Below are 21,057 nucleotides of genomic sequence, written 5' to 3' on the forward strand. Positions count from 1 at the left end.
TGGGCTAATCGGAGTCTGCCAATTCTGTTTGCGTGGCTTGCTGCTTTCCGATGCGTTTGTCTGCAATTCAGGCATTTCAGGCAATTGGTTTTCAAACTCTTTCGCTTTCGGTCATTTTCCTTGACCTCACAGGAATAATCGCCTTCGATGCAGTCTGTGAATGGGAGGCAGCGCGTCGGTTACGATGCGGGGTTTCGGAAATGGGCCGGAACCGGAACTGCGTTCACACGGGAAAAGATCGGGCTTTGCCTGAAAACAGAAAAGGGTCTGTGGGTCATGAAACACATTGCAATCGGCATTCTCGGCGCCGCCACGCTTGGAGTGATGGCTTCGGCCGCATCGGCGAGCACGCTCGACGATGTCAAGGCGAAGGGCTTCATCCAATGCGGTGTCTCGACCGGTCTGGCCGGCTTCTCGGCGCCGGACGACAAGGGTGACTGGCAAGGCATCGACGCGGATTTCTGCCGCGCGGTCGCGGCCGCCGTCTTCGGTGACGGCTCCAAGGTCAAGTTCACGCCGCTCAGCGCCAAGGAGCGCTTCACCGCGTTGCAATCCGGCGAAATCGACATCCTGTCGCGCAACACCACCTGGACCATCAACCGCGATACGGCACTTGGCCTGAACTTCATCGGCGTCACCTACTATGACGGCCAGGGCTTCATGATCAACGCCAAGAAACTGCCGGGCGTCAATTCCGCGCTCCAGCTTTCGGGAGCGGCGGTTTGCGTGCAGAGCGGCACCACCACCGAGCTCAACCTTGCCGACTATTTCAAGTCGAACAAGATGGAGTACAACCCGGTCGTCTTCGAAAAGCTGGAAGAGGTCAACGCCGCCTATGACGCGGGCCGCTGCGACGTCTACACCACCGACCAGTCGGGCCTCTACGGCATCCGCCTGACGCTTGCCGCGCCCGCCGACCACGTCGTGCTGCCCGAAATCATCTCCAAGGAGCCGCTCGGACCAGCCGTGCGCCAGGGCGACGACCAGTGGTACCACATCGTCAAGTGGACCTATTTCGCGCTGCTCGACGCCGAGGAACTCGGCATCACCAAGGCCAATGTCGAGGAGATGAAGGCCTCGGACAATCCCGAGATCAAGCGCGTGCTCGGCCAGGAAGCCGAAACCAAGATCGGCACCGATCTCGGCGTCTCCAACGACTGGGTAGTCAACATCGTCAAGGCCGTCGGGAACTACGGCGAAATTTTCGATCGCAATGTCGGTTCGGGCAGCCCGCTGAAGATCGCGCGCGGCATCAACGCGCTGTGGACCAAGGGCGGCCTGCAATACGGCGCGCCGATCCGCTGACCGAAATGTGAACCGGGAGGCAGGTCCTCTGCCTCCCGTTTTCTCTTTCCAGGGGATGGGCGCCAGGAGGGTGGTCGCCAGAAGGATGGTCGAATGGCATCGCAGGAAATTCTTCGCGAGGAGCCAAGCCGCGGTTCCTTCATCAACGATCCGAGGGTTCGCGGTCTCTTCTTCCAGGCCTTGGTCATCATCGCGGTGGTGGCGCTGGTCTGGTGGATTGCCCATAACGTCATTGTCAATTTGACGCGCCTGCATATCGCTTCCGGCTTCGGTTTCCTCAAGGGCCGCGCCGGCTTTGACATCAGTGAGAGCGCAATCGCCTATTCGTCGGATTCGACCTATGGCCGCGCCATTCTGGTCGGCTTTATCAACACCGTGATCGTTGCCGTCGTCGGCATCATCACCGCGACCATCATCGGCTTTATCATCGGCATCGGCCGGCTTTCGCATAACTGGCTGATCAGGAAGATCTGCACGGTCTATGTCGAGGTGTTCCGCAACATTCCGCCGCTGCTGGTCATCTTCTTCTGGTATTCCGGCGTCCTTGCGGTGCTGCCGCCGCCGCGCGAGAGCATCCATTTGCCGTTCGGCTCCTTCCTCAACCAGCGCGGCTTCTACTTTCCGCGCGCCATGTGGGGCGACGGCTCCTGGCTGATCTTCGTTGCCTTGCTTGTCGGCATAGCCATGGCGTGGTTTGTCGCCCGCAAGGCGCATCAGCGGCAGATGGCGACCGGCCAGCAATTCCCGGTGTTCTGGACGTCCGCCGCGCTGATCGTCGGTCTGCCGCTGCTTGCCTATGCGCTGAGCGGCTTCCCCTTGAGCTTTGATTATCCAAAGCAATCGACCTTCAACCTGACCGGTGGCTTCCAGGTCAGCCCCGAGTTTCTGTCGCTTTACCTGGCGCTATCCTTCTACACCGCCGCCTTCATCGCCGAGATCGTGCGCGCCGGCATCAGGGGCGTCAGCAAGGGCCAGACCGAGGCGGCCGCGGCACTCGGGCTGCGATCGGGATCGATCCTGCGGCTTGTCGTCATTCCGCAAGCCATGCGCATCGTCATTCCGCCGCTGACCAGCCAATATCTCAACCTGACCAAGAACTCGTCGCTCGCCATCGCCATCGGCTACCCGGATCTTACCGCGACCGCCGGGACGGTTCTGAACCAGACCGGCCAGGCGGTCGAGGGCGTGCTGATCATGATGGCCGTCTATCTCGTACTTAGCCTGGTGACCTCGGCGATCATGAATGTGGTCAACGCCCGGATGGCACTGGTGGAGAGGTAAGGCCATGCAGGAACACGACATGTCCTGGGTGCGCACCGAAATGGCCTTGGCACAGCCGGCGCCGGCTAGCGTGCGCGGTATGGGAGCCTGGGTGCGCACGAACCTGATCGGTTCGGCCGGCGACGCCATCCTGACCATCATCGGCATCGCATTGGTCGCGATGATCCTGCCGCAAATGATCAACTGGGCCTTCATCAACGCCCAGTGGACGGGGGCGGACCGCACCGTCTGCGCCACGGTGGCGCAGGGCGGCATCCAGCCGGACGGCTGGTCCGGCGCCTGCTGGGCCTTTGTTAACGCCAAGTTCGGTCAATTCATGTTCGGCACCTATCCTATCGAGGAACGCTGGCGGCCGATCGTGGTCGCCATCCTGTTCGTGGCGCTGCTGGTGCCGATACTGATCCCTCGCATTCCCGGCAAGGGGTTGAACGCCATCCTGCTGTTCCTGGTGCTGCCGATTGTATCCTTCGTCCTTTTGGTCGGCGGCATGTTCGGCCTGCCGCATGTCGAGACATCGCGGTGGGGCGGGCTCCTGGTGACGCTCACCCTGTCTTTCGTCGGCATTGCCGTGTCGCTGCCGGTTGGCATCGTGCTGGCGCTTGGCCGGCGCTCGAAGATGCCGATCGTCAAGATGCTGTGCATCATCTTCATCGAGACGGTGCGCGGCATCCCGCTGATCACCGTTCTGTTCATGGCCAGCGTCATGCTTCCGCTGTTCCTGCCGGCTGGCGTCACCTTCGACAAGTTCCTCAGGGCGCTGATCGGCGTGTCGCTATTTGCCGCCGCCTATATGGCCGAGGTGATCCGCGGCGGCTTGCAGGCAATCCCGAAGGGCCAGTATGAGGGCGCTGATTCGCTCGGCCTTGGCTATTGGCAGAAGATGGGCCTGATCGTGCTGCCGCAGGCGCTGAAGCTGGTCATTCCGGGCATCGTCAATACCTTCATCGGCATGTTCAAGGACACCAGCCTGGTCCTCATCATCTCGATCTTCGACCTGCTCGGCATCGTCAAACAGAACTTCTCCGACGCCAACTGGGCAACGCCGCAGACGGCCAGGTCAGGCCTGGTGTTCGCCGCGTTCGTCTTCTGGCTGTTCTGCTTCGGCATGTCGCGCTATTCAATGTACACGGAACGCCGGCTCGACACCGGCCACAAACGCTAAGAACAAAAAGGGGAATCTGCCATGGCCACCGAAAACGCCGTCAGCGCGGAAGAAATCAAGGTCGATGCCAAGAAGATGCACATCTCCGACACCGATGTCGCCATCGACATCATCGCCATGCACAAATGGTATGGCGAATTCCATGTGCTGAAGGACATCAATCTGAAGGTGATGCGCGGCGAGCGCATCGTCATCTGCGGCCCGTCCGGCTCCGGCAAATCGACCATGATTCGCTGCATCAACCGGCTGGAGGAGCACCAGAAGGGCAAGATCGTCGTCGACGGCAAGGAACTCACCAACGATCTGAAGAAGATCGACGAGGTGCGCCGCGAGGTCGGCATGGTGTTCCAGCACTTCAACCTGTTCCCGCATCTGACCATCCTGGAGAACTGCACGCTGGCGCCGATCTGGGTGCGCAAGACGCCGAAGAAACAGGCCGAGGAAATCGCCATGCATTTCCTCAAGCGCGTCAAGATCCCGGAACAGGCCAACAAATATCCGGGACAGCTTTCCGGCGGCCAGCAGCAGCGCGTCGCCATCGCCCGCTCGCTGTGCATGAACCCGCGCATCATGCTGTTCGATGAGCCAACCTCGGCGCTCGATCCGGAAATGATCAAGGAAGTGCTGGAGACCATGGTCGGGCTGGCCGAAGAGGGCATGACCATGCTCTGCGTCACCCACGAGATGGGCTTTGCCCGCAAGGTCGCCAACCGGGTGATCTTCATGGATCAGGGCCAGATCGTCGAGCAGAACACGCCGGCCGAGTTCTTCGACCATCCACGCCACGAGCGCACGAAACTCTTCCTGTCGCAGATCCTGCACTGATCGGTCTCATGCAAATCGAAAGAGCCCGGCCGCAACCCGGTCGGGCTCTTTTTCGTCCCGATGGCCTGCCGGCGATCGCATTTCCTTGCGTCGCGGCCAGATCGCAATGCCGTGCCCGGTGAAAAAGCTCGGGCGTTTTCTCGGCATACTGGCAGTGGCAATCGCGCTCGCCGTGACACTGGGCGCGCTGGTGCCGCGCCCGCTATTGCAAGCGGCCGTCGCCAATCCCGCCACTGCGCGGCACATCCTTGTGTTGAAGAACCCGATCCACACCGACATCGCCATTCCTGTCGACGACGGCGTACGCCAGCGCTTCCGCTTCCTGGTCGATGCCGGCATTCCGGCCGACGCGGCGGAGGTCCGTTACATCGTCTTCGGCTGGGGCGGCCGCGCCTTCTATCTGGAGACGCCGACCTGGTCGGAACTGAAGGCCGTGCCGGTGATGAAGGCGCTGACGTCGGACGCTTCGGTGATGCATGTCGACATCGCCGGCGACATCGCCGAACCGCATCCCGATGTCGCTGGCTTCGATGTCGGCGAGGAACATTTTACAGCACTGCTCGACTTCATCGCGGCGAGTTTCCAGCAAGGGCCAAACGGCCCGATCGTGGTCGAGAATGCCGCCTATTCCGGTTTCGACCGCTTCTACGAGGCGAACGGCCGTTTTAACGCACTGGTCGGCTGCAACACTTGGACGGCGGCGGCATTGCGCACCGCCGGCCTGCGCACAGGCTGGTGGAACCCGCTGCCGGCCTCGCTTGGCCTGTCGATGCGGCTTTACAATTGATGGCTGAAGCTATCGCCACCACTCCTTGTAGGCGGGTCTTGGTCAGCCGGTCTTGCGCTGCTGTTTCGCCACATATTCGCGAAGTGCCTTGTTGATCGCGCTTTGGTAGCCGCGGCCATCCGGTTCGCGTCTCTTGAACCAGGCAACGAGATCGGCATCGAGACGAAGGGTCAGTTGCTGCTTGATCGGTTTGAAATAGGGATTTCGGACAGCGCTCTGCCAGAAATCTTCGGTCAGCTCAGGGATATCGCTCGTATCGATGCTGCTCTCCGGTCGCGCCTTTAGAGCAGCGATCTCGGCTTTCTGGGCCTCTGTCAACGCCGGCGGATTCGCCGGGTCGATTTCATGTCGGACGATTTTGCCCATAGCTTCGTCTCTCCTTGGGTGTGGCTTGCCGCGCTGAAATGATGCGGATCACGTCGATCCCGTCTTCCTCCCGGTCAGCATGCGCAATCAACAGCACGAATGTTCCGTCGACGACGCCAATGGTCTGCCAGCGATATTCGCCTTCCTCCACTCGGTCTTGGATCGTCAATGCAAAGGGGTCGAGGAAAACGCCGGTGGCGACCTCGAAACTCACGCCATGTTTGCGCAAGTTAGATGCTGCTTTTTCGGCATCCCATTCAAATCGCAATCTATGCCTAATGTAACTGCAAAAATGTAACTACAAAATGGCACTACGTCAAGGTTTTGCTGGTGTGGGCTGGTCAGGCGGCTGCCACCCATAGAGCCAGTCGAGATCCGCCGCGAGCTTTTCCGGCGAGCGCAGTCTCAGAACCATGTTGCGGGCGACCGCCACCGGGCCCGAAGCGTGCCAGGCGAGACGGTTGAGCGCGCCGCGCCGGGCGACCCTGGCGACGCGCGGCCGCCGCATCTTTTCCCAGGCTGCAAGCGCGGCTGCGGGATCGGCGGGCGAGGCGGCGACAAGACCGGCAAGGGTCGCGGCATCCTCTATCGCCATCGCCGCGCCCTGCGCCGCAAACGGTGTCATTGCATGCGCCGCGTCGCCGATCAGCGCGATCCCAGCGGGTGTCGTCCAGGGCGGGCGCTGGTCGACGGTATGCACAGGCCACGCAGTCCATGGGCCGGCCTCCTCGGCAAGCCGGACCAGCGCTGCCGCCGTGCCGCGCATGGCACCGGCGAGAATCTCCGGGTCGGCACGGCCGGACCAGCCCTCGGCGATTTTCTCACCTGCTGTGAAGGCAACCAGGTTGAATGCCCTGCCATGGCTGACGGGATAGGCGACAAGGTGAAAGCCGGGATGCAGGAAGGTGGTCACGCAATTGACCGCGCCCACCGCGGCAAAGGCTTCTCCGGCAACACTGTCGGCTCGAACGGTGGCGCGCCAGGCAAGCTCGCCCGAAAACCGGCTTGAGGCGTTTCGGGCGGAAGTCCCGTTCCTCGCCGATCCATTCCTGGCCCATCCATTGCTGGCCGAAGCGCTAAGGTCGCGGATCTTCGACCAGACACCATCGGCGCCGATCAACAGAAAGCCGCCGGCTTCGATTGTCGTGCCGGCAGCCACGGCCGTCGCCGTGACACGAGGGGGACTTGCGGCGACGCTGCAGACGCGCGCGCCGGTGACAAGGCTGATGTCGGGCCGTTCGGCCAGGCGCTCCATCAGCGCGCTCTGCAGATCGGCGCGGTGAGCAACGAGATAGGGAGCACCCCAGCGCTTTTCGGCGGCCTCGCCGAGCGGCACCCGCGCCAGCTCGCGCAAGGTGGCGGCATCCCTGAGCACGACCGCCTCCGGCCGCACCGCCGTCGGCAACAGCCGGTCGAGCACGTCGAGCTGGCGAAGGATGCGCGTCGCATTGGGCGAAAGCTGGATACCGGCGCCGGCCGCCTCGAGCTGCTCTGCTTGTTCGAACAGCCGCACCAGATAGAAGCGCTCGGAAAATGCCAGTGCCGCGGTCAGCCCGGCAATGCCGGCTCCGGCGATGAGGACCTGCCGGGACCGCGTGTCGTCCATTTGTGTGGCAGGCGCTTCAGGCGGCCTGGTCGATATACAGGCATCCCGCAGGCTGCGTTTCCGTCGCCTTCAGCTTCGGCGAATAGCGGTAGAGCGTCGAGCAATAAGGACAGACTTTCTCATTGTCGTCACCCATGTCGAGGTACACATGTGGATGGTCGAAAGGCGGATTGGCGCCGGTGCACATGAATTCCCTGACACCGATGTCGATCGCCGGATGGCCCGCATCGTTCTGGAAATGGGGAATGGAACCGCCTGCCATCGTCGTCTCCTTCATATCGTGCAATTGCATCTGGATCATAACCGGTCTCTTTGCAAGATCGATGAAATGAAACTGTCGCAAAAGCCTGTCAGAGGATAAGTTAAGCCGGCAAGCGGGTGGAAAGAACAGGAACCATGAACGAACTGAAGCCGGTCCAGAACGAATTCATCAACGTCGAGACGGCAAGCCCCGAAGGCGGCAATCCGGACCGTTTCGTCAACCGCGAGTTTTCCTGGCTGCAGTTCAACCGGCGTGTTCTCGAGGAATCGCTGAACGTCAATCATCCGCTGCTCGAGCGTGTCCGCTTCCTGTCGATATCGGCCGCCAATCTGGACGAGTTCTTCATGGTTCGCGTCGCCGGCCTCGCCGGCCAGGTGCGCGAAGGGATCGCGCTGAAGAGCCCGGACGGCCGCACGCCCGAGCAGCAGCTCGAACAGTTGCTGCGCGAGGTCGAGCGCCTGCAGGAGGACCAGCAGAAGAGCCTCTCGGCGCTGATGCTTCTGCTCAACAAGGAGGGCATCGAGAGCATCACCCGCGACGCGCTGACCAAGGATGAAAAGACCTGGCTGGAGGACCATTTCCAGGAACAGGTCTTTCCGGTGCTGACCCCGCTGTCGATCGATCCGGCGCATCCATTCCCGTTCATTCCCAATCTCGGCTTCTCGATGGCGCTGCAATTGCGCCATCGCAAGAATGGTGAGGAGATGAGCGCGCTCCTGCGCCTGCCGGTGGCGCTGAAGCGCTTCATCCGCCTGCCGGACCGCAAGCAGCATGTCCGCTTCATCCCGCTCGAAGAGGCGGTTGGCCTCTATATAGGCAAGCTGTTCCCCGGCTACGAGGTCAAGGGTTCCGGCACGTTCCGCATCATCCGTGACAGCGACATCGAGGTTGAGGAGGAGTCAGAGGATCTCGTGCGGCTGTTCGAGACGGCGCTGAAGCGCCGTCGCCGCGGCTCGGTCATCCGCATCGAGTTCGACATGCTGATGCCGGCGGAGCTGCGCGACTTCGTCGCTGGTGAGCTTGGCGTCTCGTCGAGCCGCATCAGCGTGCTCACCGGGCCGCTGGCGCTCAACCAGATTTCCGAGATCGTTGCCGTTCCCCGCGACGACCTCAAGTTCAGGCCCTACAATCCACGCTTCCCCGAGCGCATCCGCGAGCATGGCGGCGACTGTTTCGCCGCCATCCGCGAAAAGGACATCATCGTTCACCACCCGTATGAATCCTTCGACGTGGTCGTGCAGTTCCTGCGCCAGGCGATGGCCGACCCGGAAGTGGTGGCGATCAAGCAGACGCTCTACCGCACCTCCAACGACAGCCCGATCGTGCGCGCTCTGGTCGACGCGGCCGAGGCCGGCAAGTCGGTGACGGCGCTGGTCGAGCTCAAGGCTCGCTTCGACGAGGAGGCCAACATCCGCTGGGCACGCGACCTCGAGCGCGCCGGCGTCCAGGTCGTGTTCGGCTTCCTCGAACTGAAGACCCACGCCAAGATGTCGCTGGTGGTCCGGCGCGAGGACGGCAGGTTGCGCAACTACGTGCATCTGGGCACCGGCAACTACCATCCGGTCACCGCGCGCATCTACACCGACCTGTCCTTTTTCACCACTGATCCGACGATCGCCCGCGATGTCGCCCAGCTGTTCAATTTCATCACCGGCTACGCCGAGCCCGCCGAGGAGATGCGTCTGGCGATCTCGCCCTTCACGTTGCGCAGCCGCATCCTCAAGCACATTTCGGACGAGGTCGGCCATGCCCTCGGTGGCCGACCGGCGCGCATCTGGATGAAGATGAATTCGCTCGTCGATCCGATCATCATCGACGCGCTTTATGATGCCAGCCGCGCCGGCGTCGAGATCGACCTCGTCGTGCGCGGCATCTGCTGCCTCAGGCCGCAGGTGCCGGGCCTGTCGGAGAACATCAGGGTCAAGTCGATCGTCGGCCGTTTCCTTGAGCACAGCCGCATCTATTGCTTCGGCAACGGTCATGGCCTGCCGTCGGACGGCGCGATCGTCTACATCTCGTCGGCCGACCTGATGCCGCGCAATCTCGACCGCCGCGTCGAGACCATGGTGCCGATCACCAATCCAACTGTGCATGAGCAGGTTCTTGGCCAGATCATGCTGGGCAACATCATGGACAACCAGCAAAGTTTCGACGTATTGGCTGACGGGACCTCCCGGCGCGTCGTGCTGGAGGAGGGCGAGGAACCGTTCAACGCGCAGGAATATTTCATGACCAATCCGAGCCTTTCCGGACGGGGCGATGCGCTGAAGTCGCACGCGCCCAAGCGCATCGCTCAGTTCAAGCGCCGCAAGAAAAACGGCGCAGCGACCGGCTGATGATTTCAACGTCCCAGGGCCGGCTTCAAGACCGCCGACCGCTGTCCATCATCGACATCGGATCGAACTCGATCCGCCTTGTCGTCTATGAGGGGCTGGCGCGTTCGCCGACCACCTTGTTCAACGAAAAGATGCTTGCAGGTCTTGGCCGCGGCATCGTGTCGACCGGAAAGCTCGACCCCGAGGGCGTGAGCCGCTCGATGGAGGAGTTCCGGCGGTTCCGCGCGCTCTCCGAACAGGCCGGCGCCGAGCGCATGTATGTGCTGGCGACCGCCGCCGCCCGCGAGGCGGTCAACGGTCCCGACTTCATCCACCGCGCCGAAGACGTGCTCAAGACCGAGGTTCAGGTGCTGACCGGGCGCCAGGAGGCCCATTATTCGGCGCTTGGCGTCATTTCCGGCTTCCATCCGGCCGACGGCATTGCCGGCGACCTTGGCGGCGGCAGCCTCGAACTGGTCGACGTCGAAGGCGAGGCGATCGGCGACGGCATCACGCTGCCGCTGGGCGGCCTGCGCTTGCAGGACATGGCCAGGAATTCGCTGTCTCAGGCGGCAAAGATCGCGCGCGACGAACTCGCCAAGGCGAAATTGCTGAAAGGCGGACAAGGCCGGCCATTCTATGCGGTTGGCGGCACCTGGCGAAACCTCGCCCGGCTGCACATGGAAATGACCAACTATCCGCTGGCCGTCATGCACCACTACGAGATCGCCATCGACAGCGCCGCCAACTTCCTCAAGCAGGTGGCCAAGGGCGAGATCGAGAAGGTGAAGGGCATTGAGGGCGTCTCAAAGAACCGCCGCTCGCTGCTGCCTTATGGCGCCATCGTGCTGCAGGAGATCATGGCGGCGATGCAGCCGTCCAGGATCATCGTTTCGGCGTTGGGCGTGCGCGAAGGCTTTCTCTATTCGCTGCTCAACGAGACCGAGCAGAAGGCCGATCCGCTGATTTCCGCCTCGGAGGAACTCGCCCGGCTCCGTTCGCGCTCGGTCACCCATGCGCATGAGCTGGTCGAATGGACGGGCAAGACCTTTGCCGCCTTCGGGCTGGACGAGACAGAGAACGAGACGCGCTACCGGCAGGCGGCTTGCCTGCTTGCCGACATCGGCTGGCGCGCTCATCCCGAATATCGCGGCAGGCAGTCGCTCAACATCATCGCTCACGCCTCCTTCATCGGCGTCGACCATCCCGGACGCGCCTTCCTCGCGCTGACCAATGCCTACCGCCACGACGGTATCTTCAACGAAACGATCGCGCAGGAAATCAAGGCGCTGGCGAGCCCGCGCTACCTCGAGCGCGCCCGTGTGCTGGCCGCCACGATGCGCGTCGTCTACCTGCTGACCGCGGCGATGCCTGGCGTCATGCCGCGGCTGAAATGGGAAAGCCGCCCAAACGGGACGCTGGCGCTGGTGCTGCCGGCGCCGCTCGCCGATCTCTACGGCGAGCGGCCGGCCGGCCGGCTGGCGCAACTGGCGAGGGTCGCCAACCGCCGGCTCGTGCTGGCGGTCGAGGGTGGGCCCAGCGTGTCGGTGAAGTAGGCCGAGTCGGTGAAGCAGCCGTTCCGGTCAGGTGACGTCGGCGCCGACTCCAAACGCTCGACCGTCGAGCGAGTATGCCCCGGCGCCAACCACTGCCAGCGCCAGAAAACCGCCAGCGATGGCGATGTCCTTCATCAGCATCTGTGAATGCAGGAAGGTCAGCGTCGGATCGCCGCCGCCCTGGCCGTAATGGCCGATAAAGCCGGCGGCAACGCAAAAGGCGGCGAGCAGCAGCGCCACGATCGGCGTCTTGAAACCGACGAGGATAGCGAGCCCGGCGATCAGCTCGAACAGTCCCGTTGCCCAGGCCACAAGCGTTGGCAGCGGCAGGCCAAGCCCGGCAAAATAGCCTGAGGTGCCGGCTATGTCGGCGAGCGCGTGGAAACCGGACGGGAAAAACAGCGCGGCGAGCAGCAGCCGGGACACGAGAAGCAGCACATTACGGGGCATGGTCACCTCCGTTGACGGCGGCCGGTTGGCCTGTTCCGGTACCAGTCTAGCAGACATCGCTGGTCGGCACGCATGCACGGATAACGAAAAAGGGGCGCGGAAAATTCCGCGCCCCTTTTTCGTAGACAGTCTCCGGTCTGCTTCAGCCGCGCCTGGCGTCGACCGAGAGCGCGCCGGCGCCCGAGGAAGCCAGTACGAGGAAGCCGCCGGCAATCGCCAGGTTCTTCATGAAGCTGATCATCTGCATCTGATCGGCCCAGCCGGTATGGGCAACCAGGCCCGTGGCGATGGTGAAGATGGCGAGCACCCAGGCTGTGATTCGCGTCTGGAAGCCGACCAGGATGGCAAGGCCGCCGAGCAGCTCGATCAGGCCGACGACAATGGCGGTTACGGTAGGCAGCGGCAGGCCGAGGCTGCCGAAATAGCCAGCGGTGCCGGCAATCGCGGTGAGCTTACCGAAACCGGAAAGCAGGAAAATGACGGACAGCAGGATGCGGCCGAGCAGGATCGTGGTCGAAGCGCTTGAAGCGGTGCCGGTACCGGCGACGGAAGTGTTGGTGGACATGGCGGGTCTCCGAATGGGATTGATGCCCATTCAGATAGAGGAAGGTCACTGTTCACCAAAGATGCCTAGGCGGCGACAGATCGTTCACCGCGGTAAAGCTATCGTGATTGGACCGCTTGTGATTAGCCGTGTCTTTCAGACCGCCCTCTTACCCCGGATGAGTCATATCTTCCGGCCGCACCAGCCGGTCGTAGTCGGCTTCGCTGACCAGTCCGGTCGCCAAGGCCTCCTCGCGTAGCGTGGTGCCGTTCTTGTGCGCGGTCTTGGCGATCTTGGCGGCGTTGTCGTAGCCGATGGTCGGCGCCAGCGCGGTCACCAGCATCAGAGAGCGGTCGAGCGCGGCCTTGATGTTGTCCTCCCGCGCCTCGATGCCGACAACGCAATTGTCGGTGAACGAGATCGAGGCGTCGGCCAGAAGCTGCACCGATTGCAGGAAATTATAAGCCATCAGCGGATTGTAGACGTTGAGCTCGAAATGGCCCTGGCTGCCGGCGAAGGTCACTGCGGCATTGTTGCCGAACACCTGGATGCAGACCTGCGTCAACGCCTCGCACTGGGTCGGGTTGACCTTGCCCGGCATGATCGAGGAGCCGGGCTCGTTTTCCGGCAGCGACAGTTCGCCGAGGCCGGAGCGCGGGCCGGAGCCGAGCAGACGGATGTCGTTGGCGATCTTGAACAGCGCGCCGGCGCAGGCGTTGATGGCGCCATGCGAGAACACCATGGAATCATGCGCCGCCAGCGCCTCGAACTTGTTCGGGGCGGTGACGAAAGCGATGCCGGTGATGGCGGCGATGCGATCCGCCACTCTCTCGGCGAAGCCGACCGGCGCGTTGAGGCCGGTGCCGACGGCTGTGCCGCCTTGCGCCAGTTCCTGCAGGCCGGGCAGCGTCAACTCGATGCGTTTGATCGACGAGGCGACTTGCGCGGCATAGCCGGAGAATTCCTGGCCAAGGGTGAGGGGAGTGGCATCCTGGGTATGGGTGCGGCCGATCTTGATGATGTGGGCGAAGGCCTTGGTCTTGGCTTCAAGCGCCTTGTGCAGATGCTTCAGCGCCGGCAGGAGATCATGCACTATGCGCTCGGCGCAGGCGATATGCATGGCCGTCGGATAGGTGTCGTTCGACGACTGGCTCATATTGACATGGTCGTTGGGGTGCACCGGCTTTTTCGACCCCATGACGCCGCCAAGCATCTCGATCGCCCGATTGGAGATCACCTCATTGGCGTTCATGTTGGACTGCGTGCCCGAGCCGGTCTGCCAGACGACCAGCGGGAAATGGTCGTTGAGCTTTCCGTCGATGACCTCCTGTGAGGCTTCGATGATGACCTTGCCGATCGCCGGATCGAGCCGCTTCAGGTCCATATTGGCTTCCGCCGCCGCGCGCTTGACGATGCCGAGCGCACGCACGATCGAGATCGGCTGCTTTTCCCAGCCGATCTTGAAATTGCCAAGCGAACGCTGCGCCTGCGCGCCCCAGTAGCGGTCGGCGGCGACCTCGATGGGACCGAATGTATCGGTTTCGGTTCTGGTCTTTGGCGCGCTCACTTGTCTCTCCGGTCTGTCGAATTCGGCAACGGCGTATCGCGTTGCACAAAAGGCTTCAAGCGGAGATTGCGGACGGCAAGGATGCAAATCGGTTGAAGGTGCAGCGTATGAACTTCAGCCGAGCAGCGATTGCGCGGTCGGCGACAGCCGCAATGTCTCGATCGGCCTTGCCAGGGCCGATTGTAGCGCCTGCCATTCGGGCGAGGCGGCCAAGGCGGCTTCATGGCGGCCCTGCGCCTCGGTGCTGTCGAAACCGCTGACGCTGATGAAGACGTTTTCGCCTTCCCGCACCGGCAGTCGCGGAAAACTGTTCTCGGCATGCTCGCTGATGAAGGCACCGAGTAGCTTTGCACCGAGCGTTTTGAGCACCGGAACGGCTTTCGTTTCGAAGTTTTTGGCGAAACCAGCCTCGGCGCCCGGTCGCAAATGATGAATCCGGATGACAACAATACGCTTCAAGCGGCTGTCATCACTTGGGTTTTCAGGTTCGAGGAAGCGCCGCGAACCCGACAGGTCGAAGCCAGCATCTTGCCATGCCGGTTTCAGCAGCAGCACGTCGTCGGACGAGATCATCGTCGCATTGGCGGCGTCGCGCCAAGCTGCCCATACCGGTCCTCCATAAAAGCCGGTCAGCGCGTCCTTCCGCGCGGCCATGCCGTCGAAGCCGCGCAGCCAGACGAACATGTCAGGGCGGTCGAGATCGCGGAACTGGCCGATGATGGTCATCCCGGCCGCTTCCTGGCCTTCGATCAGCCTGCCGTCGAAGATGCCGATCAGCGTCTCGCGCTGGCCGGGCTTCAGCACATATTGCCTGAGTTCGACCACAGGCGAGGCGTTGAGGCCGGATTTCGGCGGCGCATTCAGGGGCAGGTTCATCGCTCGACTCCAAAACAGGATGATCATCCTGTTTTAAAACAGACCGGTTGTCCTGTTTTGTCAATCTGCTATTTCTAGGAAATGTCAGCAGTGAACGACTCTCCCACAACAACGCGGTCCCGGAAGCGCACCAACGATCCCGAAGGCATGCGCAAACGCGTGCTCGACGTGGCGGAAGAATCCTTCCAGGCGCGCGGCTATCACGCCTCCAGCATCGGCGACCTGATGGCGGCGGCGGGCGTCACCGGCGGCGCGTTGCATCACCATTTCCCGACCAAGAAGGCGCTCGCGCTGGCGGTGATCGAGGAGCGGGTAGCGTCCGCTGTCGAGGAAACCTGGATCGCGCCGGTGCAGTTGGCGGGCTCGGCCCGCGAGGGCGTGCGCATGGTGTTCGAGGCCGTGGCGGCGGAGCTTGAGAGCCAGGGTTTCGTGCGCGGCTGCCCGCTCAACAATCTGGCGCATGAATTGTCTCTGGCCGATCCGGAATTCCGCATGGCCCTTGCCGGCATCTTTTCGGCATGGCGCCAGGCGATCGCCGACAAGGCCAGGGCCGACCGGCAAGCAGGCGGGGACGGGGGCATCGATCCCGAGCACTTCGCGGCGCTGGCTGTCGCTGTCTATTCCGGCGCCATGGCGATGGCCAAGACGGCGCAGGACGCCGGCGTGCTGCGCGATTGCCTGAACGCGCTGGAGCAGGGAGCCTCCCCAGCCTCCAGGGGCGGGGCGAAGCGACGTCGCAGAGTGCTGCTGAGACCCGGAACCCTTTGATGCCGGCGGGACAGCTGTCCTGCCAGCGTCTCCAGTATTCGAGTCGCCGCCTACTCCGCCAACGGCTTGATCACCTCATAGCCAACCACGCTTTCAGAATTCGTGCCCTCGTCATAGCGTTTGGCGAGAACAGCCTTCAGGTCGGGCGCGTAGAGCGCGGTGAATTCATCCAGCGTTTCGCCGGCCTGGTTCTTGATCGTCTCCTTGACGGCCAGCACATTGTATTTGCAGGTACCCAGGCTGAACGTTTCCTTGCCTTTGACGGCGAGCTCAAGCGTCTCCGTGCCTTTCGGTTGCTTGTTTGGCGCCAGACGGACGAAAATCGTCTTGCTTTTCGCCCCCGCCTTGAGCGGAAACAGCTTTCTGAGATCGGAAAACGGGATCATCGCAAGCTGACCCGTGTTGCTGTCGCGAAACACCTCGATCAGGCCGCCGAACAGGAACTGCGTCTGCGGCGAGGCGGACTCATATGTGTTGGCGACATGCATCATTCCGCCCGCCGCAGGCCGAAACTCGCTGCTTATGCCCGCTTTCGAAAGGACGAAACCGGCCTTCGCGGCCTTGGCGTCTATGCATTCGGCGCCGTGCGAGGCGCCCGCCGTGGCCAGGATGACAAGTGCAATGCCGATGGCGGCAACTCTCATGAGGGCCTCCTCTTTCCTTCACAACTTGGGCGTTAGTCGCAAAGGAATGCCAGACTGACGCCGCGCTGTCGATGGCCGGGGAATTCGGTGCGAGACTGGACGGCCGGGCGCTGGTCATGCGAATTTCAGTGCATGAAGAATTGCCGCTCGTCGAAATTGGTTTCCCGCCGCAACTTCCTTGCGCAAGCGGCGGGGTTTGCTGCGGCAGGCGCCTTTGCGCGCCCGGCGCTCAGTCAGACCGGGCAGCGCATTCAGCCCATCGACGCCACCTTTCTGTTCATCGCCGATGTCCATGCCTGCCGCATGGCCAGCGGCTTGAGCCCGAATTGCCAGCAGGAAGGCAAGACCGACGCTGCCTTGCTGCGCAGTGTCGCGGCTCTGAACGGCATCGGCGACAAGCAATGGCCCGCCGAAATCGGCGGTGTCGCCACCGGCTTGCGCTCGGCCGGCAGCCGTATCGCCACGCCGCTCGGCCTCGTCGTCGGCGGCGACATGACCGACGATGGCGGCGGCCAGATCACCGAGCCTAGCGAGGGCACGCAGCTTCTCCAGTTCAGCCAGCGCTACCAGCAAGGTGTCGGCCCGGATCGCGTGCACATGCCGGTCTATGTCGGGCTCGGCAACCATGATCTCGACCAGAACGGGCCGCCGCCTCATGTCGACTGGTACCGGCGCGAGTTGCGCGACTATGTCGAGGTCAACCACCGCCCGGGCGTGTTCTTCAAGCCGCCGGTGCCGGCGACCGAGTACGATGTCGATACCGACTGTTATTCCTGGGACTGGGGTGGCCTGCATCTCATCCAGACGCACCGCTTCGCCGGCGACACCGGCCATGGCGCGGTCTCCAGCCTGCCATGGCTGAGGCAGGATCTGGCGACCTATGCCGGCGACGGCCGTCCCGTCATCCTGTTCCAGCACTATGGCTGGGATACGTTCTCCATTGAGCGGTGGGATCCAGCCAAACGGACCTTTGACGATGACGGCGCCGGCGCGCCGCACTGGTGGAGCGAGGCGGACCGGCAGGCGCTCCTGGCAACGCTGAAGGGCTACAATGTCATCGCCATCTTTCACGGCCACCAGCATGAGGTGCCGATGATCTATCGCAGCGACGGGGTCGATCTGTTCAAGCCGAAAGCCGCCTATATGGGCGGCTTTGCGCTGGCGCGGGTGACCAATGACAGCATGGATGTGGCGCTGGGCGAGGCAACCGGCGACCATGGCGAAGTCGCTTTCACCAATGCTTTCTCCAAGGAGTTCTAGAAACAAAAAAGGCGGCCGAAGCCACCTTCCTCGTCGCCTTGGTAGCGCAAATGGCCGATCAGAGCGCCTTCTTCACCTTGTCCTTCACGTCGCCATACGTCTTTTGCACCTTGCCGGCGATCTTGTCGGCAGCGCCCTCGGCCTCGGTCTTCCGGTCGCCCGTGGCCTTGCCGGCGGCTTGCTTGACCGAGCCTTTGACCTGCTTGGCAACGCCCGCCACCTGATCCTTGTTCACCATTGTCCGCATCTCCTGTGGTTTGTTTAGTCCGCGGGAGGCAGAACGGGCCGCTGCGACTTCGGTTCCATGCTTTGCAACCTGAATTCGGTTCCCTGTAATCTCTTGAGCGACTGGTTGCGCCGGGCGCGGCAATGCGGCTAGGTTCTGCCCGGCTGCGTGTGAGGGACAGGTCGGGGGAGTTCGATGCGTTTTCACCTTGTCTGTGCCGTTGTGGCCTCGGTGCTTCTGGCCGGCTGCGTCGCCGACGATGTCGGCCCGATCAACGTCTTCACTCCCCAGGCCGGCCAGCCGTCGCCGGCCTACATTCCCGATCCGGGCGACGACGGCTCGACCGTGGTAGGCCTCGCCTTCTCTGGCGGTGGTACAAGGGCCGCGGCCTTCTCCTACGGCGTCTTGCGGGCGCTGGACGACATCGTCATCGACGAACGGCCGCGCAGGCGCACCTTGGTCGACGATGTCAGGATGATCTCCGGCGCGTCCGGCGGCGCGGTGGCCGCTGCCTATTTCGGCTACAAGGGCAAGGATGGTTACCGCGACTTTCGCGAGCGGTTCCTGATCCAGGACGCCGAAGCCGACCTCCGGAAAAGGATTTCGCCGGTCAATCTCGTGCGCGCCTACTATGGCGGCGTCAACGACCGCAGCGGCTTCGCCAAATGGCTGAACGACCATCTCTTCGACGGCGCGACATTCGACGCTTTCCGCCGGCCCGCCGGTCCTATCGTGTGGATCAATGCTTCCGACATCTACAACCGCACGCCGTTCCTGTTCACCTACGACACCTTCGCGGCTCTGTGCAGCGACCTCGACACGGTGCGGCTTGCCGATGCGGTGGCGGCCTCGGCCGCCGTGCCGATCGTCTTCGCGCCGATCGTCGTCGCCGCCACCAGCCCGGATTGCGGCTATCACAGGCCGCAATGGCTGAGCCGGGCGCTTGCCGACCACAACGCCCCGCTGAGGTTGAAGGCTTACGCCGCCGCGCTCGATGCCTACCAGAATGCCGGCCCGCACGACTATGTGAAGCTGCTGGACGGTGGCCTGACCGACAATATCGGCGTCACCGGCTTCGCGCTCGAACGCTACGCCGCCGGCACGCCTTACGGACCGCTCTCGCCATCGGCCGCCGTGCGGCTGACGACGCTGATCTTCATCGTCGCCGATGCCGGCAGCGGCAGCGACCGGAGCTGGGCAAAGTCGCTGCACGGGCCAAAGGCCAGCGAACTGCTCGACGTCACGACCAGCACCACGCTCGCCGCCTCGGTGCGCGACGAATTCGATGCGCTGACGCTGGCCGTCTCGCAATGGAAGGGCGAACTCGTGCGCTACCGCTGCGGCTTGCCTGCCTCGACCGTGTCTGCTTATCGCGGTTCGGCCGCCGGCTGGAATTGTCGCGATGTCCGGCTCGTGGTCCAGCATCTGTCCTTTGCCGATATGGATCAGGCAATGCAGGTCAAGCTGAACGCCATTCCAACCAGGCTGAGACTGCCGGTGGAGCAGGTCGACCTCGCCATCGAGGCTGGCCGCAAGGCACTGCTGGTCAATGCGGATATCGCCAAGGCGGTCGCCGCCATCCGTGCCCGCGCCGGAGTCGCACCAGGAGCACAAATCGCTGCGGCACAGGAAAATTGAGCCCACCACGCTCAACAAGGAGAGAACCATCTTGGCTGAATTCACGCTCTTCATCGGCAACAAATGCTTTTCGTCCTGGTCGCTCAGGCCATGGGTGGCGATGAAGCATCTGGAGATCCCGTTCGAGGAAAAGCTCGTGCGCCTGCGCACGCCTGAAACTGCTGCCAACCTTGCCAAGATATCGCCGACCGGGCTGGTGCCGGTGCTGAATCATAATGGCAGAATCGTCTGGGAAACCCTTGCCATCCTTGAATACCTTGCCGACCTCTATCCCGAGAAGAAGCTTTGGCCGGCCGATATCGAGGCGCGCGCATTGGCGCGCTCAGTGGCGACAGAGATGCATTCCGGCTTTCGCGAGGTTCGCTATGGCTGGCCGATGAACCTGCGAAGACCGAAAGCCTACAAGGCGCTCGACGCCGATGGTGAGGCGCAGCGGGCGCGCATTGAGAGCTTGTGGCGGCAATGCCGGGCGGGATACGGCAAGGGCGGGCCGTTCCTGTTCGGTCATTTCACCGCGGCCGATGCCATGTATGCGCCCATCGTCACCCGCTTCGACACCTATGGCGGCGAACTGGCGCCCGATATCAGGGCCTATGTCGACGCCGTGCTTTCAACCCCGGCAATGCGGCACTGGTATGCGGAGGCTGCCAGGGAGACCTGGCCGGAACCGGGGCCGCACGAACAGGACTGATGACAGGACTCCAAGAATGCCGTTCGCGACCTATCTGAAGGGGCGGGCCGGGCACTTGGAGATTTCTTCTTATGACATCTGCTAATTCCCCACTTGCCGGCAAGGTCGCCCTCGTCACCGGCGCATCGTCGGGCATCGGCGAGGCAACGGCCGCCACACTCGCCGCCGCCGGGGCAAAGGTGGCGGTTGCCGCCCGCCGGGCCGATCGCCTCGAAGCGCTGGCCACACGCATCCAAAAGGCTGGCGGCACGGCCCTTCGCATCGAGGCCGACGTCACCAGCGCCGGCGACGTCACCGCGATGGTCGATAAGGTCGTTTCCGATTGGGGCCAGCTCGACATCCTCGTCAACAATGCCGGTATCATGCTTCTGTCGCCGGCAGCCGAGGCAGTGCTCGACGACTGGCGCCGCATGGTCGAACTCAACCTGCTGGCGCTGATGGGCGTCACCAAGGCGGCACTTCCGCATCTCAAGGCCGCCAAAGGCCATATCGTCAATGTCTCATCGGTCGCCGGCCGCGTCGCCAATCCCGGCGCCAGCGGCTATGCCGCGACCAAGTTCGGCGTCGTCGGCTTTTCCGAATCGCTGCGCCGCGAGGTCTATGCCGACAAGGTGCGCGTCACCGTCATCGAACCCGGCCTGGTGCGCACCGAGCTTGGCGATCACATCACCAATGCAGCGTTCAAGGCCGATTTGGGCAAGCGGCTCGCCACCATGGAGGCGCTGACCGCCGAGGATATAGCGGCCGCCATCCTCTATGCGGTAAGCCAGCATCCGCGTGTCAACGTCAATGAGATCGTCATCAGGCCGACCGACCAGGAACGCTGATTTCATCTGAGGTGCCTGCGCAAAGAAAAACGCCCCTCGCGCCTTCTATCGCGCGGGGGGCGTCTTTTGCCGTTAGCATTTCCTTCGATTGCTCTCATGAA

22 protein-coding genes are annotated in these 21,057 nt (G+C 62.9%); 12 read left to right on the plus strand and 10 right to left on the minus strand.

All coding sequences use genetic code 11. The annotated features are described in order from the left end of the window. Positions 1-276: 276 nt before the first annotated feature. From CN311_RS20155 to CN311_RS20175, 5 genes are all read left to right on the plus strand, one after another. Entirely contained in the window at positions 277-1,305 is a 1,029-nt protein-coding gene (locus tag CN311_RS20155; RefSeq protein ID WP_097575480.1) for an amino acid ABC transporter substrate-binding protein, read from the plus strand. 93 nt (positions 1,306-1,398) lie between these two features. Beyond that, positions 1,399-2,586, plus strand: coding sequence for an amino acid ABC transporter permease (locus tag CN311_RS20160; RefSeq protein WP_097575481.1), 1,188 nt, complete (start codon positions 1,399-1,401; stop codon positions 2,584-2,586). A 4-nt stretch (positions 2,587-2,590) separates the two neighbouring features. Continuing rightward, complete coding sequence (locus CN311_RS20165; protein WP_097575482.1) at positions 2,591-3,748, plus strand: amino acid ABC transporter permease; 1,158 nt, start codon at positions 2,591-2,593, stop codon at positions 3,746-3,748. A 21-nt stretch (positions 3,749-3,769) separates the two neighbouring features. Further along, on the plus strand, positions 3,770-4,573 hold the full coding sequence (locus tag CN311_RS20170; RefSeq protein ID WP_097575483.1) for an amino acid ABC transporter ATP-binding protein: 804 nt from the start codon (positions 3,770-3,772) through the stop codon (positions 4,571-4,573). Between the two features lie 118 nt (positions 4,574-4,691). Beyond that, complete coding sequence (locus CN311_RS20175) at positions 4,692-5,360, plus strand: TIGR02117 family protein (protein ID WP_097575497.1); 669 nt, start codon at positions 4,692-4,694, stop codon at positions 5,358-5,360. 42 nt (positions 5,361-5,402) lie between these two features. Here the strand turns inward: CN311_RS20175 and CN311_RS20180 are convergent, their stop codons facing one another. Genes CN311_RS20180 through CN311_RS20195 form a run of 4 tightly spaced genes read right to left on the minus strand, consistent with a single transcriptional unit; the run spans position 5,403 to position 7,594 of the window. Continuing rightward, positions 5,403-5,726 (minus strand): BrnA antitoxin family protein, encoded by a 324-nt coding sequence (locus tag CN311_RS20180; RefSeq protein ID WP_097575484.1) that lies wholly within the window; start codon positions 5,724-5,726, stop codon positions 5,403-5,405. Then, complete coding sequence (locus CN311_RS20185) at positions 5,704-5,994, minus strand: BrnT family toxin (protein ID WP_208866542.1); 291 nt, start codon at positions 5,992-5,994, stop codon at positions 5,704-5,706. The genes CN311_RS20180 and CN311_RS20185 overlap by 23 nt, the downstream gene beginning before the upstream one ends. A 48-nt stretch (positions 5,995-6,042) precedes the next feature. After that, entirely contained in the window at positions 6,043-7,332 is a 1,290-nt protein-coding gene (locus CN311_RS20190; protein WP_097575486.1) for an FAD-dependent monooxygenase, read from the minus strand. Positions 7,333-7,348: 16 nt separating this feature from the next. Further along, positions 7,349-7,594 carry a zinc-finger domain-containing protein gene (locus tag CN311_RS20195; RefSeq protein WP_097575498.1) on the minus strand — a complete coding sequence of 82 codons (246 nt, stop codon included), beginning with the start codon at positions 7,592-7,594 and terminating at the stop codon, positions 7,349-7,351. Between the two features lie 134 nt (positions 7,595-7,728). Here CN311_RS20195 and CN311_RS20200 point away from each other — a divergent pair, with 134 nt between their 5' ends. After that, positions 7,729-9,930 carry an RNA degradosome polyphosphate kinase gene (locus tag CN311_RS20200; protein WP_097575487.1) on the plus strand — a complete coding sequence of 734 codons (2,202 nt, stop codon included), beginning with the start codon at positions 7,729-7,731 and terminating at the stop codon, positions 9,928-9,930. Beyond that, positions 9,930-11,465 (plus strand): exopolyphosphatase, encoded by a 1,536-nt coding sequence (gene ppx / locus CN311_RS20205; protein WP_097575488.1) that lies wholly within the window; start codon positions 9,930-9,932, stop codon positions 11,463-11,465. The genes CN311_RS20200 and ppx overlap by 1 nt, the downstream gene beginning before the upstream one ends. Before the next feature lie 27 nt (positions 11,466-11,492). Here ppx and CN311_RS20210 read toward each other — a convergent pair whose 3' ends face one another. From CN311_RS20210 to CN311_RS20225, 4 genes are all read right to left on the minus strand, one after another. After that, positions 11,493-11,915 carry a DoxX family protein gene (locus CN311_RS20210; RefSeq protein WP_097575499.1) on the minus strand — a complete coding sequence of 141 codons (423 nt, stop codon included), beginning with the start codon at positions 11,913-11,915 and terminating at the stop codon, positions 11,493-11,495. A 142-nt stretch (positions 11,916-12,057) separates the two neighbouring features. Beyond that, positions 12,058-12,480, minus strand: a complete 423-nt coding sequence (locus tag CN311_RS20215) for a DoxX family protein (protein WP_097575500.1) — start codon at positions 12,478-12,480, stop codon at positions 12,058-12,060. 148 nt (positions 12,481-12,628) lie between these two features. Beyond that, positions 12,629-14,026, minus strand: coding sequence for a class II fumarate hydratase (gene fumC / locus CN311_RS20220; protein WP_097575489.1), 1,398 nt, complete (start codon positions 14,024-14,026; stop codon positions 12,629-12,631). Positions 14,027-14,140: 114 nt separating this feature from the next. Then, entirely contained in the window at positions 14,141-14,902 is a 762-nt protein-coding gene (locus CN311_RS20225) for an NIPSNAP family protein (RefSeq protein WP_097575501.1), read from the minus strand. A 147-nt stretch (positions 14,903-15,049) separates the two neighbouring features. Here CN311_RS20225 and CN311_RS20230 point away from each other — a divergent pair, with 147 nt between their 5' ends. Then, entirely contained in the window at positions 15,050-15,670 is a 621-nt protein-coding gene (locus CN311_RS20230; RefSeq protein WP_165779773.1) for a TetR/AcrR family transcriptional regulator, read from the plus strand. A 50-nt stretch (positions 15,671-15,720) separates the two neighbouring features. On the opposite strand, the gene CN311_RS20235 is transcribed toward CN311_RS20230, so the two are convergent. After that, positions 15,721-16,314, minus strand: coding sequence for a hypothetical protein (locus CN311_RS20235; RefSeq protein WP_097575491.1), 594 nt, complete (start codon positions 16,312-16,314; stop codon positions 15,721-15,723). A gap of 132 nt (positions 16,315-16,446) precedes the next feature. On the opposite strand from CN311_RS20235, the gene CN311_RS20240 reads away from it, so the two are divergent. Continuing rightward, the gene (locus CN311_RS20240) at positions 16,447-17,574 is read left to right on the plus strand and encodes a metallophosphoesterase (RefSeq protein ID WP_097575492.1); all 1,128 of its coding nucleotides are present in this window, start codon (positions 16,447-16,449) and stop codon (positions 17,572-17,574) included. 58 nt (positions 17,575-17,632) lie between these two features. On the opposite strand, the gene CN311_RS20245 is transcribed toward CN311_RS20240, so the two are convergent. Continuing rightward, complete coding sequence (locus CN311_RS20245) at positions 17,633-17,821, minus strand: CsbD family protein (protein WP_165779771.1); 189 nt, start codon at positions 17,819-17,821, stop codon at positions 17,633-17,635. A gap of 174 nt (positions 17,822-17,995) precedes the next feature. Between CN311_RS20245 and CN311_RS20250 the strand changes: the two genes are divergently transcribed. From CN311_RS20250 to CN311_RS20260, 3 genes are all read left to right on the plus strand, one after another. Then, a complete protein-coding gene (locus CN311_RS20250; protein WP_097575494.1) occupies positions 17,996-19,438 on the plus strand; it encodes a patatin-like phospholipase family protein in 1,443 nt (480 codons plus the stop codon). A 31-nt stretch (positions 19,439-19,469) separates the two neighbouring features. Then, a complete protein-coding gene (locus CN311_RS20255) occupies positions 19,470-20,129 on the plus strand; it encodes a glutathione S-transferase family protein (protein ID WP_097575502.1) in 660 nt (219 codons plus the stop codon). 71 nt (positions 20,130-20,200) lie between these two features. Next, on the plus strand, positions 20,201-20,956 hold the full coding sequence (locus CN311_RS20260) for an SDR family NAD(P)-dependent oxidoreductase (protein ID WP_097575495.1): 756 nt from the start codon (positions 20,201-20,203) through the stop codon (positions 20,954-20,956). Positions 20,957-21,057 lie beyond the last annotated feature (101 nt).

It is taken from the genome of Mesorhizobium sanjuanii, assembly GCF_002529485.1.
Classification (GTDB): domain Bacteria; phylum Pseudomonadota; class Alphaproteobacteria; order Rhizobiales; family Rhizobiaceae; genus Mesorhizobium; species Mesorhizobium sanjuanii.